The sequence below is a fragment of the Streptomyces sp. AK08-02 genome (genome assembly GCF_033795085.1).
GTDB lineage: Bacteria > Actinomycetota > Actinomycetes > Streptomycetales > Streptomycetaceae > Streptomyces > Streptomyces echiniscabiei.
The window spans coordinates 39,692-52,631 of record NZ_JARAZV010000007.1 but is presented as its reverse complement, the minus strand read 5'-3'; the positions used below and the strand labels follow the sequence as shown (position 1 = coordinate 52,631).

Annotated in this window: 9 protein-coding genes; 3 read left to right on the top strand and 6 right to left on the bottom strand. The window is 69.1% G+C overall.

All coding sequences use genetic code 11. The annotated features are described in order from the left end of the window. Positions 1-42 precede the first annotated feature (42 nt). From PV734_RS15760 to PV734_RS15740, 5 genes are all read right to left on the bottom strand, one after another. Positions 43-2,094, bottom strand: a complete 2,052-nt coding sequence (locus tag PV734_RS15760) for an RICIN domain-containing protein (protein ID WP_319098298.1) — start codon at positions 2,092-2,094, stop codon at positions 43-45. Between the two features lie 130 nt (positions 2,095-2,224). Further along, entirely contained in the window at positions 2,225-4,270 is a 2,046-nt protein-coding gene (locus tag PV734_RS15755) for a beta-galactosidase (protein WP_319289949.1), read from the bottom strand. A gap of 84 nt (positions 4,271-4,354) precedes the next feature. Beyond that, complete coding sequence (locus PV734_RS15750) at positions 4,355-5,695, bottom strand: sugar ABC transporter substrate-binding protein (protein WP_319098296.1); 1,341 nt, start codon at positions 5,693-5,695, stop codon at positions 4,355-4,357. 102 nt (positions 5,696-5,797) lie between these two features. Further along, positions 5,798-6,745: a carbohydrate ABC transporter permease gene (locus tag PV734_RS15745; RefSeq protein ID WP_319098295.1), complete on the bottom strand. Its 948-nt coding sequence runs from the start codon at positions 6,743-6,745 to the stop codon at positions 5,798-5,800. Between the two features lie 3 nt (positions 6,746-6,748). After that, entirely contained in the window at positions 6,749-7,675 is a 927-nt protein-coding gene (locus PV734_RS15740) for a sugar ABC transporter permease (RefSeq protein WP_319098294.1), read from the bottom strand. Positions 7,676-7,976: 301 nt separating this feature from the next. Between PV734_RS15740 and PV734_RS15735 the strand changes: the two genes are divergently transcribed. From PV734_RS15735 to PV734_RS15725, 3 genes are all read left to right on the top strand, one after another. After that, positions 7,977-8,966 (top strand): LacI family DNA-binding transcriptional regulator, encoded by a 990-nt coding sequence (locus PV734_RS15735; RefSeq protein WP_415924219.1) that lies wholly within the window; start codon positions 7,977-7,979, stop codon positions 8,964-8,966. Between the two features lie 457 nt (positions 8,967-9,423). Next, on the top strand, positions 9,424-10,182 hold the full coding sequence (locus PV734_RS15730) for an IclR family transcriptional regulator (RefSeq protein WP_319289946.1): 759 nt from the start codon (positions 9,424-9,426) through the stop codon (positions 10,180-10,182). 180 nt (positions 10,183-10,362) lie between these two features. Beyond that, complete coding sequence (locus PV734_RS15725) at positions 10,363-11,499, top strand: PP2C family protein-serine/threonine phosphatase (protein WP_319289944.1); 1,137 nt, start codon at positions 10,363-10,365, stop codon at positions 11,497-11,499. On the opposite strand, the gene PV734_RS15720 is transcribed toward PV734_RS15725, so the two are convergent. After that, positions 11,471-12,928, bottom strand: a complete 1,458-nt coding sequence (locus tag PV734_RS15720) for a family 43 glycosylhydrolase (protein WP_319290203.1) — start codon at positions 12,926-12,928, stop codon at positions 11,471-11,473. The genes PV734_RS15725 and PV734_RS15720 overlap by 29 nt on opposite strands. Positions 12,929-12,940 lie beyond the last annotated feature (12 nt).

Here is a 12,940-nt window from a genome sequence, read left to right as displayed (position 1 = left end):
ATCGGTTCACGCGAAGGCGGCCTTCGAGGATGGACTACCGGGTCAGCTCCGGTCGGTCACGTCCGTGACCCGCCAGCGCTGGTTCGAGCCGGAGTTGGCCATCCAGGTGGTGACGGCGGCACCCTCGTTGGTCGCCTGGCCGCCGACCTCCAGCAGGCGTCCGGTGGCCACGTTGATCAGGGTCCACGTCTGGTCACCTGTGGTCGACATGATCCACTCGGTGGCCGGATCCCGCTTGCCCGTGTCGGGCTCCACCACGGGGACGTTGTCGCGGACGGCGAGGCGCTTGCCCTCGGCCGGGTTGGCGAACACGTACCGCTGGCGGGCGCCCTTGTCGCCGTGCCGGGCGTCGAGCTGCCAGTTCTGCGCGACCGTGCCGTTGGCCGAGCCGATCACCAGGCTCTTGCCGTTGGCGGCGACGGTCACGGCCTTGCCGCTCTGCACGCCGGTCAGCGTGTAGGAGTGGCCCTTGGTGAACAGACCGGCGTTCTTCGCGACGCCGGAGACACCCTTGATGGCGAAGGAGGTCACCGACTGGGCGGGGACGGTGTACGTGGCCCTGCCGTCGACGACCTTGACCGGGGCCTGCTGCTTGAGCTTGCCGTCGGCGCTGGTCACGGTCGGCGTGACGGTCGCGTTGCCCTTGATGGTGCGGAACTTGGAGAGGTCGATGGTGACGTCACGGGCCGCGGTGGTGGAGTTGACGTGGACGAGCGAGGCGCCCTTGCCGTCCTTGGTCACGGCGGCGGCGCTGGAGGTGTCGTCCACCTTGATCAGCTTGTCGCCCGGCTTGATGAAGTGCGTGAAGTTGCGGGCGGTGTCGAACTTGGTGTTCGTGTAGATCGGGCAGGACGCCAGCGTGTCCGTCTTCTTGCAGCTGAACGAGAGCTGGACGCTGCCCCAGTTGCCGCCCTTGGCGGACTCGCCGCCGGGCTTCATGTTGTCGTAGTCCTCGACCGGCTGCCAGAACACCCAGGCCTGGGGCTCCAGTTCACGCAGGTCGTTGACGATCTGCTGGGCGAGGCCGAGACCCGGACGCATGTCCGTGAAGCTCTGCCCGTCACCCCAGTCGCCCTCGACCTCGCTCATCCACAGCGGCTTGTCGGCCGCCTTGGCGAGGTCGCGCACGGTGGTGCGCTGTCCGGTGCCGTAGGTGTGGACGTTCATCTGGTCGACGAGGTCCTTGGAACCTTGCGAGTAGGAGTTCCAGTTGTTCGCGAAGATGGACGGGTTGGTCTCGTCCATCGCCGAGATCTCGGACCTGACCTTGGCCTTCTTCAGCGCGGGGGCAAGGGCGGCGAGCACCTTCTCCTGGAGCGCGGGGCCGATGTGGGCGCCCTCCTGACGGCCGCCGACGGGCTGACCGTCCGCACCCAGCTTGGTGCCCCAGTAGCCGGTGTTGGGCTCGTTGAACGGGTCGACGGTGTCGACCTTGATGCCCTCGGCCTTCTCCAGCCGCTTCGTCGCCCCCGCCAGGTAGGCCGCGAAGTCGTCGACCGAATCGGCCTTCAGCTGGTCGGCGTTGGCGTTGAAGTTGCCGGAGACGTAGCCGCTCTCGGTCATGAACCAGGGCGGCGAGTTGCTGAACGTCTCCCAGTGGGTGATGTCCTTCTTGATGCGGTCCACCCACCAGCGCTGGGTCTTGTCCGCCTTCGGGTTCCAGTCGGCCGCGTCGTCGGCGCTCCACCAGTCGGTGTCCGTGCGGGTGGTGCCCGCGGGCGCCTTCCACCAGCCCTCGACGGCCCCGCCGGCCCGCAGGTAGTCCTTCACGTCGGGGGCGTTACCGCCGCCGATGTTGTAGCGGGCGATGTTCAGTGCCAGCCCGTCGTCACCGAACAGCAGCTTCGCGAGCTTCTCGCGGACCGCCGGAGGGTAGTCGCCGGTCGCGTTGGCGAACCAGACCAGACTCGTGCCCCAGCCCTCGAACTTCTCCTGCTTGTAGGAGGGATCGGGGGTGACGGTGACGGCCGAGACGGCTGCCTCGGCCGCCGCCTGCGCGTCCGGCGAAGGCGCGCTGACCAGAGCGGCCGAAGTGGCCAGGGCGGTGATGCCGACGACTCCCAGAAGGTGTCGTGTGCGGGTACGGCGTGCCAACGTGTGCTCCCAACTCAGATGTGGTCGCTGCGGTGGACCGCCGTGCCCGCACCGTACGCGGGTGCGTACGGACGGGGCACGACGGTGTGCCCCTTGGATCAGGGGAGTTCAGGGTGGTGCGGGGTGGCGCTCAGTGGGCGGGCTGTCGCAGTACGGCGACTTCCCTCGGCGCGAGGACGAGCACACCGTCGGCGTCGGTACCGCCGGACAGCCGCTCTCCGTCGAGGCCCGGCAGGGGGATCTCCTCCTCGCTCCGGTTCACCAGGAACAGGAACCGGCTCCCGCCGCCCCGTCGTACGGTCAACTCGACGCGCCCACGGGCCTGTTCGGGCAGCTCGCTGTCGACACCGGCCGGCGCGAGCAGCCCCGGCAGCAGCGCCGCGAGGCCGTCGACGCCCAGGCGCGTGGAGACGTACGACGCCGAACCCTCGCCCGTCGTACGGCGGGTGACGGCCGGTCGGCCCGCGTAGGTGCCCGTGCGGTAGTGGGCCAGGACCTCGACCTCGGACTCGGTCACGTCGATCCGGTCGGTCCACACCGTGCCCGTGCCGCCGCCGTCCACCTCGACCGACTCACCTTCGAGCAGCGGGCCGAACTCCTCGACGCGGATGCCGAGTACGTCGCGCAGGGCGCCCGGGTAGCCGCCGAGCCAGATGTGGTCGTTCTCGTCGACGACACCGGAGAAGTACGTGGTGATCAGATGGCCGCCCGTCTCGGCGTACCGCGTCAGCTCCTTGGCGAGCGTCGCCGGGACCATGTGCAGGACCGGGGTGATCAGCACGTCGTAGCGGCTGAAGTCGGTTCGCGTGGTGACGACGTCGGCGCGGATGCCGAGGGTCAGGAGCGCCGAGTACCAGTTCAGCCCCTCCTGGCGGTAGTCGAGGAGGGCGGTGGGGTGCGAGTCCTGCTCGCTCGCCCACCAGGAGTCCCAGTCGAACACGATCCCGACGCGGGCCGGTTCGCGCTCGGAGCCCGCGATCGGCGCCAGATCCTTCAGGGTCTGGCCGAGGGCGGCGACCGCTCGGAAGACCTCGCTGTCGGCGCCGGCGTGCGGCACCATCGCGGAGTGGTACTTCTCGGCGCCGGCCGCCGACTGGCGCCACTGGAAGAAGCACACGGCGTCGGCGCCGTGCGCGACGTGCAGCAGCGAGTCACGGGCCAGCTCACCGGGGCGCTTGGCCACGTTGACGTGCTGCCAGTTGACCGCGCTGGTGGAGTGTTCCATCAGGAACCAGGGACGGCCGCTCGCGATACCGCTGGTCAGGTTGGCGGAGAAGGACAGCTCGTCGCGGTCCTGCGGGCCCGGGTGGACGTAGTGGTCGTTGGAGACGAAGTCGATCTCGCCCGCCCAGTCGGGGTAGTTCATGCCCTTCGTGCCGCCCATCACCATGAAGTTGGTGGTGATGGGGACCTCGGGCGTGTACTCGCGCAGGATGTCCCGCTCCGCGACCAGGTAGTCCTTCAGCGCGTCCGAGGAGAACCGCTTGAAGTCCAGTTGCTGGGTCGGGTTCGGGTGCGAGCCGGCCAGCCTGGGCGGCAGGATCTGCGCCCAGTCGCTGTAGCGCTGCGACCAGAACGCCGTGCCCCAGGCGTGGTTGAGGGCGTCGAGGGTGGTGTAGCGGGCGCGCAGCCACTCGCGGAAGGCGTGGGCCGCGTCGTCCGAGAAGTCGTAGATGTTGTGGCAGCCCAGCTCGTTCGAGATGTGCCAGGCCACGAGGGCCGGGTGGTTGGCGTAACGTTCCGCCATCTTCCGGACCAGACCGAGCGCGTGGCTGCGGAACACGGGAGAGGTGGGCCGCCAGTGCTGGCGCGCGCCGGGCCAGACCGTCTCGCCGGTGGAGGTGACCGGGAGGATCTCCGGGTGCGCCGTGGTGAGCCAGGGCGGCGGGGACGCGGTCGCGGTGGCCAGATCGACGCCGATCCCGCCCTCGTGGAGCAGGTCCATGACCTCGTCGAGCCAGCCGAAGTCCCAGGAGTCCGCGTCCGGCTGGATACGGGCCCAGGAGAAGATCCCCACCGAGACGATGTTGACGCCGGCCTCGCGCATCAGCCGTACGTCCTCCTCCCACACCTCCCGAGGCCACTGCTCGGGGTTGTAGTCGGCGCCGTACGCGAGACGGGGCACGGAGTCACCGTCCGGCCCGTACGGCAGACGGGACGGGGAGGCGGAGGTCATGGTGGTCCTTCCAGGTACGGGGGGTACGAGGAGCGGCCGGCGTTGACGCTTTCCGGCCGCTCCTCGGCTGCTACTGCCCAGCTGCTACTTCTCGACGGTGAAGCCCTGCTCCGTGCCGTACTTGATGGAGGCGTCCTGCCAGGTCTTCAGGCCCGCGGACAGCTTCTCGCTGGAGATGTAGGCCTTGCCGACGGTGTCGTTGAAGATCGAGTTGGCGTACTGCTGGAAGGGCAGGTACGACCAGTCGCTGGCGACGTTGGCGGCGGAGTCGGCGAAGATCTTGTTCGCCTCCTGGCCGTCGAAGTACTCGAACTTCTTGCTCAGGAACGCCGGGTCCTGGAGCTGCGCGGTGGTCGCCGGGAAGGCGCCCTCGTCGACACGGGTCTGCACACCGTCACCGGCGTTGGCGTACTCGACGAACGCGTAGGCCAGTTCCTTGTTCTTGCCGAGCTCGGGCAGGGCCAGCGAGCTGCCGCCGTTCTCCGCGCTCGCCTTGTCGCCCTTGGTCCAGGCCGGCATGGGGGCCGCGCGCCAGTCGCCGGAGGCCTGCGGGACACCGGAGACGAAGTTGGCGGGCATCCAGGCGCCGGTGGTCAGGGTGGCGATGGTGCCGTCGCCCAGACCCTTGTACCAGTCGTCGGTCCAGCCGTTGATGGGCGAGACCAGCTTCTGGTCGAGGAGCTTCTGCCAGGTGTCCGTGTACTTCTTGGCGCCCGCGTCGTCGAAGTTGACCGACACCTTGGTGCCGTCGACCTTGTAGGGGCGCGAACCGGCCTGCCACAGCATGCTGGTGGTGAAGCCCGCGTCACCGGCATCGTTGGCGATGTAGACCTTGGGGTCGGCCTTGTGCAGCTTGGCGGCGGCGTCGACGTACTCGTCCCACGTCGTCGGGACCGCGACCTTGTACTTGTCGAAGACCTTCTTGTTGTAGAACATCGCCATCGGGCCCGAGTCCATCGGCAGGCCGTATACCTTGTCGCCGTCGCTCACGGCGTTCCACGGGCCGGGCGTGTACTTGGCCTTGAGCTTGTCGGCACCGTAGGGGGCCAGGTCGGTCAGGCCCTTGGTGAGGGAGTACTGGCTCAGCGCGAAGTACTCGACCTGCGCGACGTCCGGGACACCCTTCTTGGCTGCGATGGCGTTCGAGAGGGCGGTGTAGTGCTTGTCGCCGGACCGCTCGGCCACCAGGTTGATCTTGACCTTGGGGTACTTCTTCTCGAAGTTGGCGGCGACCGACTTCAGCGTGGGCTCCCAGGCCCAGACATTGACCGTGCCGCCCTTCTTGAGGGCCGCCTGGATGTCCGCGGCGGAGACGCCCTTCTGGTCCGAGCTGTCGTCGTCGGAGCCGCCGCACGCGGTCGCGCCGAGGGCGAGGACGGAGAGCAGGGTTATGCCGCGCATCAGGCGGCCGGTGGTTCTACGCATCGAGGTGCTTCCACTTCTTCGTGGGTGGGACGGGGTGAGGGTGAATGCTGTGTGAGGGTGAAAAGCGGTGGAGCCGAGGGGGGTGTGGGGTCTGAGAGTGGATCACTCCTTGACACTTCCGGCGGAGAGGCCGGACTGCCAGTACTTCTGGAGCAGCAGGAACGCGGCGATCAACGGGATGATGGTGAGCAGTGAACCGGTGATCACCAGGTTGGTGACGACGTCGCCGCCGATCGTCTGGGCCTGGTTGTTCCAGGCGTCCAGACCCAGGGTCAGCGGGTACCAGTTGGGGTCCTTCAGCATGATCAGCGGCAGGAAGTAGTTGTTCCAGGTCGCGACCGTGGTGAACAGCAGGACGGTGACGGTGCCGGGGGCGAGCAGGGGCATGGCGACCTGGAAGAAGGTGCGTATCTCGCCCGCTCCGTCGATGCGGGCCGCCTCCATCAGTTCGGTGGGGATGGCCTCGGTCGCGAAGACCCACATCAGATACAGGCCGAAGGGCGACACGAGCGAGGGGATGATCACCGCCCACGGGGTGTCGGTCAGCCCCATCTTGCTGAACATCAGGAACGTGGGCACTGCCAGGGCCGTACCCGGGACGGCGACGGCACCGATGACCACGGCGAACACGGCGCGCTTCCCCGGGAAGGTGAACTTCGCCAGCGCGTAGCCGCCGAGGATCGCCAGCAGGGTGGCGCCACCGGCGCCGAGCACGACGTACAGCAGGGTGTTCAGCAGCCAGCGGACGAAGATGCCGTCGTGGTACGTGAACGTGTCGTGGACGTTCTGCCAGAGGGCGAAGTCGCTGCTGAACCACATTCCGGACGAGCCGGCCAGCCCGTCCTGGGTCTTGGTGGCGCTGATGACCAGCCAGATCAGCGGCACGACCGTGTAGACGAGGATCAGGCCGGTGAGCACGGTGAGCAGGATGCTGCGCTTGGGCCGGCCGGGGCTGTGCTGCTTGCGGGTGCGGAGTCGGGCCGCGCCCTTCGAACTGCCGGTGGCCTGCGCGGATGCGTCCGGGGAGGTGGTGGTGACGGAGCTGCTCATGGTTCAGGCTCCCTTGCGCATGCCGCGGAGCTGCACGACGTAGGCGATGACCATGGTGATCAGGCCCATGATGATGGCGACCGCCGCGGAGTAGTTGTGCTGCTGGCCGTTGAAGGACAGCGAGTACGTGTAGAAGTTCGGGGTGAAGTCGGTCGTGATGGCGTTGCGTGCCAGTGGCCGCAGGATGGCCGGCTCGTTGAAGAGCTGGAAGCTGCCGATGATCGAGAAGATCGTCGCGATGACGAGGGCACCGCGGATCGCGGGGAGCTTGATGGCCGTGATGATGCGGAACTGACCGGCGCCGTCGATCTCCGCGGCCTCGTAGAGCGAGAGCGGGATGACCCGTAGCGCGGAGTAGAAGATCAGCATGTTGTAGCCGATGAACTCCCACGTCACGATGTTGCCGATCGACGCCAGGACCAGGTCGCTGGAGAGCGGATCGGGCAGCGTGACGCCGAACGCGCTGTTGATGTCACCCACCAGGCCGTACTTGGTGCCGTACATGAAGCCCCACATCAGGGTGGCGACCACGGCGGGCACCGCGTACGGCAGGAAGATCGCGATGCGGAAGAAGTCCTTGCCGTAGAGGCGTCCGCTGTCCAGCGCGAGGGCGATCAGCAGGGCGATGCCGAGCATGATCGGCACCTGTATCGCCAGGAACAGCGACACTCGGGTCAGGGAGTTCCAGAACTGGTCGTCCTTGAGGGCCTGCGTGTAGTTGTCCAGGCCGACGAAACTCGTACCGCCGATCAGCTGGTCCCTGAAGAGGCTGAGGTAGATCGAGTATCCGATGGGTGCCAGGAAGACGAGGGCGAACACCGCCACGAACGGGCCTATGAACCCCCATCCCGTCCAAGAGCGGCGGTCCCTCTTCGCCGCGGGCCGGGCCGGGGCACGCTCAGCGGCCACCGGTGGTTCTAGGGTCGTCATTGTCGTGCCTCGCTCGTCCGTCTCGGAACCGGCGCTGGTCCGCCGCCGCCCCGATGTTTACGTAAACATCTCTCCCCGCAAGACCTCCACGAGAGGTCCACCGGCTGTTATGTTTACGTAAACATCTGATGGCGGCATGTCTACACCGCTCCCCCGACGCCGGTCAAGGGTCGGCGGGCGCAACTGTGGACCGAGGAGCGAGGATTGACAGGTGGACACAGCTGACGGCACCTCGTCCGAGCCGGCGCGGGGGCGCGCACGCACCAGGAAGCGGGCCGCCCGCCGCACACAGAGCGCCTCCATGGCGGACGTCGCCAGGGTCGCCGGAGTGTCCTCGCAGACCGTCTCCCGGGTGTCGAACGGTTTCCCCGGCGTCAACGAGGAGACGCGGCAGCAGGTCCTCGCGGCCATGAAGGAGCTGGGCTACCGGCCGAACAGTGCCGCCCGGGCCCTCAAACGCGGCGAGTTCCGCACCATCGGTGTCATCACCTTCGGCCTGTCCACCACCGGCAACGTGCGCACGCTGGAGGCGATCGCCACCTCGGCGGCGCACGAGGGGTACTCGGTCACCCTGCTGCCGGTCGCCGTGCCGACGCAGGACGAGGTGCGCGGAGCCTTCTCGCGGCTCGGTGAGCTCGCCGTCGACGCCGTCATCGTCATCCTCGAAGTGCACCTCCTCGACGCGTCGACCCTCTCCATGCCGCCGCACGTCCAGGTGGTCGTGGCCGACTCCGACGCGGGCGACCGCTACACGGTGGTCGACACCGACCAGGCCGGCGGCACCCGCACCGCCGTACGGCATCTCCTGGACCTCGGGCACCGCACGGTCTGGCATCTGGCGGGCCCCGAGGACTCCTACGCGGCGCAGCGCCGCACCGACGCCTGGCGCGCCGAGCTCCTCGCGGCCGACCGGATCGCACCGCCCCTGGTGCGCGGCGACTGGTCGGCGGAGTCCGGCTACCACGCCGGTCTGCGGATCGCCGGTCTGCCGGACTGCACGGCGGTGTTCGTGGCCAACGACCAGATGGCGCTGGGGCTGCTGCGGGCCCTGCACGAGAGCGGGCGCAGGGTGCCCGAGGACGTCAGTGTGATCGGCTTCGACGACATCCCCGAGGCGGGTTCCTTCCTGCCGCCGCTGACCACCGTGCACCAGGACTTCGCCGAGGTGGGCAGGCTGTGCGTGGAGGGCGTCCTGCGGCAGATGCGGCAGGACGCGACGGAGCACGGGACGACACTGGTGCCGACCCGCCTGGTCGTACGGAAGAGCACGGCTCCGCCGCGTTCGCTCTGACAAAGAGCGCGGGGCCGCCTTCGGCTTCGAGTGGGCGGTTGCCGGGCTGGAGGTGCCGGGGCGAGGCCGGTCCGCAGGGGTGCGGCCGCGGCGTCGCGCGGGTGCTTCGCCGCCGGGGTCGCGAGGCGTGGGCGTGTTCGTGTGACCGCCGTCAGCGGGGGCGTCTGTGTGCCGGCTGGTCTGCGGGGCTGCGAGTAGCGCGGCCGGCTTGCGGGCCCTGCCGCGGAGGCCCAGCGCCTGCCCGTGACGGCTGCCGTCCTGGTTCGGCGCCAGATCGGGTAGAAGGACAGGGGGGCAGGGCCGCCGGAATGTGCGGTGTCCTGGGCCGCGTGCGGCGTGCCGCGGTTCAGGTCCCGCCCCGGGTGCTCGGCGCCCTCTCGACAACCGGGCACTTTTCGGATGCCCGGAGGGCCCCGTACGCCTTGCCCGGGCTGCGTGGCGGGCGCACGCTGGTCCCATGGCTGCGCACGACGGCCCCACGCTCATCGCCTCCGTCCAGCGGGCCTTCCGTCTGCTGGAGGCGGTGGGCGCGCACGAGAACGGGGCGCCGGCCAAGCAGCTGGCACGCGAGACGGGGCTGCCCCTGGCCACCGCCTACCACCTGCTGCGCACCCTGGTCCACGACGGCTACCTGCGGAAACTGGCCGACGGCGGGTTCATCCTGGGGGACAAGGTGCAGTCGTTGCAGATCGCGGGAGGCGGGCAGGCGCTGCTCAGCCGTGTCCGGCCCACCCTCGCCGCGCTGCGGGACGAGCTGGCGACCGCCGCCTACCTCACCTTCTACGAGGAGGGCGAGATCCGGGTCGCCGAGATCGTCGACGGCCCCCGGGCGCCCCGCGTCGACCTCTGGGTGGGTTTCGAGGACGCGGGACACGCCACAGCGCTGGGCAAGTCCGTGCTGCGCGAACTGGACGAGGACGCCCGCAAGGACTACCTCTCCCGCCACCACCTCAACGACCTCACCCCGAGGACGATCACCAGCCGGCCGGAACTGCTCCGGCGTATCGATTCCTCACCCGTGGCCCCGGCCGTCACGGACCTGGAGGAGTACGCCCTCGGCACGGTCTGTGTCGCCGTCCCCGTCTACCGGGGCGACACGCTCGGTTCGCTCGGTGTATCCATGCCGGCGGGCCGGCTCGCCCGGCTGCCGGAGATCCGGGCGCGGCTGATCCCGGTCGCCGACCGCGTGACCAGGAGTCTCTCGCTCACTATCTGAAAATCCTCTTCTTGTTGCCGCCCTGGTCGATCGCGTTTCCTGGAGTCAGGACGAAACCGGCATTTCGGGGGCTCATCCCCGTACACAGGTGAGGACTGCGGACGGAACATGAGTCAGGCCCGACACCAAGTCCGACACCAAGGTGCAGCCCATCGGCGGATACGAGCGTTCAGGAGCCGGGTGTCCCTGCTGCCCGCCCTGCCCGTGCTGGTCGTCGCCGCGGTGGTCCTCGGCGACCTCGTCGGCGGAGCCGGCACCAGCTGGCTGCCGCTGCTCGCCGCCGGTCCCGCACTGGCCGCCACCACCAACGGACCCCGCGGTGTCCTGTGCGTCGGCATCCTCGCCGGTGCGCTCGCCGCGACGCTCGGTAACCGGAGCGGAGTATCGGCCCGGGAACTCGCCGCCGTACTGGCCGCCCTGGGCGCCGTCACTCTGGCGAGCGGCCTGGCCAGCGCCCTGCGCGAACGCCGGGAACGGGTGCTCGACGCCGTCCGCTCGGTCGCGGAGACCGCCCAGCACGCGCTGCTCAGCCCCGTACCGGCGACGGTCGGCCCCTTCCAGGCGGCCGTCCGCTACAGCGCGGCGGCGGCCGAGGCCCGGATCGGCGGTGATCTGTACGCGCTGATACCCACGCCGTACGGGGTGAGACTGATCGTCGGCGATGTGCGCGGCAAGGGGCTGCCCGCCGTGGGCACCGCCGCGCTGGTGCTCGGCGTCTTCCGGGAGGCCGCCTACGACGAGCCCGATCTCCTCGCCGTCGTCGACCGGATCGAACGGAGCCTCGCCCGCAACCTCGGCACGGACGACTTCGTGACCGCCGTGGTCGCCGGATACCCGACGACCGGACACCTGGAGGTGGTCAACTGCGGACACGCGCCCCCGCTGCTGGTCACCGCCTCGGGCGCCCTCGTGACCGTGGAGCCCACGCATCCGGCCCCGCCCCTCGGACTGCGCGCCCTCACCGGGCACGCCCCCGACCTCCAGGTCCTGCCCTTCACCGACGGCGACCAGCTCCTGCTGTACACCGACGGGGTCACCGAGGCCCGCGACCGGGGCCGCGCCTTCTACCCGCTCCACGAAGGACTGGCCCGGCACGCCTGCGACGAGCCGGCCCGCACGCTCGACGCACTCCACGAGGAACTGCTGACCCATGTGGGCGGCAGGCTCCACGACGACGCGGCGCTGCTCCTCATCCGCAAACCGACGGTCCGGGAAGTGGTGGTTCCCGAACCGTCAGCGGGCGGAACAACAGGCTCAAGCTCTGGAACTACGGTTTCCGAACCGGCCGTTACTCGCCCGAAGGCGCGGTCAGCGTGACGCCGAGCGCGACCGGCGTACCGAAGTTCGGTGTGCCGTCGGCATTCCAGGTGAACTTCTGCGCTCTGGTGGTGCGGTTCATGTCGCAGCCGCCGGAGGCGGAGTCGTTGGCGTGGTAGACGATCCAGTCCTCGGTCCCGTCGGGTGACTTGAAGAACCCGTTGTGGCCCGGACCGTACACGCCGTTGGCGTTGGACCGCTGGAACACCGGGTTCGGTGACTTGACCCAGGAGGCGGAGTTCAGCGGGTCGCCGGTGCCGTTGTACGTCAGCATCCCCAGCTTGTAGTCGGGCGTGGAGCAGTGGCTCGCCGAGTAGACGATGAACGTCTTCCCGCCGCGCTGGAGCACCTCGGCGCCCTCGTTGACCGCGCCGCCGACCGTCTCCCAGCTCAGCGTCGGGGTGGACAGGACCCGGCGGGTTCCGCTCGCCGTCCACGGGTTGGACAGCGGCCGGATGAACATCGGCTGCGAGCCGTTGTAGAACGTGCCCAGCAGGTACAGCTGGCCGTTCAACTGAAGGATGCCCGGGTCGAGTTCCCAGGTGTTGTCCTGGGTCGGGTCGAGCAGGTCGGCCTTGAAGGTGTAGGGCCCCATCGGGTCCAGTCCGGCGCTCTCCAGCACATGGATGCGCTGGGTGCCCAGGTCGTACGGCTCCCGTCCGGCCGTGTAGTAGAAGTACCACCGCTTCCCGTTCGGGCCGTCGAGCAGATGGAACTCCGGGGCCCACATCGTGCCGGCCCCGTTGGGCCGGGTCAGGTTGAAGATCACCTGGTCGGTGGCCGTGGCGAGCCCGGCGAGGGTGCTCGCCCTGCGCATGGTGACCGTCGAGTTCCAGGTGGTCGTGGCGAGGTAGTAGTAGCCGTCGTAGTACGTCAGCCAGGGGTCGGGCCCGTGCTGGGACAGCGGGTTGGTGAAGGTGTGCGTGCCCGTGCCGCCGCCGCTCGTGAAGCCGGGCAGTCGCCACACCCTGCCGTTGGCGGTGGCGCACGGCAGTTGCACCAGGTTGGTGTTCGACGCCGACGAACCGCCGCTGGGTGTCACGCACTTGCCCGAGCTGACGGAGACCAGGTTGAACGTCCTGTCGGTGCCGGAGACCGTCACCGGAACGAGCCGCCACTGCTGGTTCGTTCCGCTGTGGCACGGCCACTGGATGATCGTGGCGTTGTCCGCGGTCGACGCCCCGTAGACGTCGACGCACTGACCGGACTGCGTGGTGATCGTGTACGTGTCGGACGTGCCGGCGACCGGGGTGAAGGCGAAGTTCTGGTTCGCGCCCGAGCCGCACGTGAAGGCGCGCAGCTGGGTGGCGTTGGTCGTCGAACCACCGGGCAGGTCAAGGCAGTTGCCGCCGTTCTGGTTCACGCCCGTCGACGAGAAGGCGACGGCGGCGGACGCGGGCGGCGATGCCACCAGAAGGGCGACCACCATGGCGAGCACGGC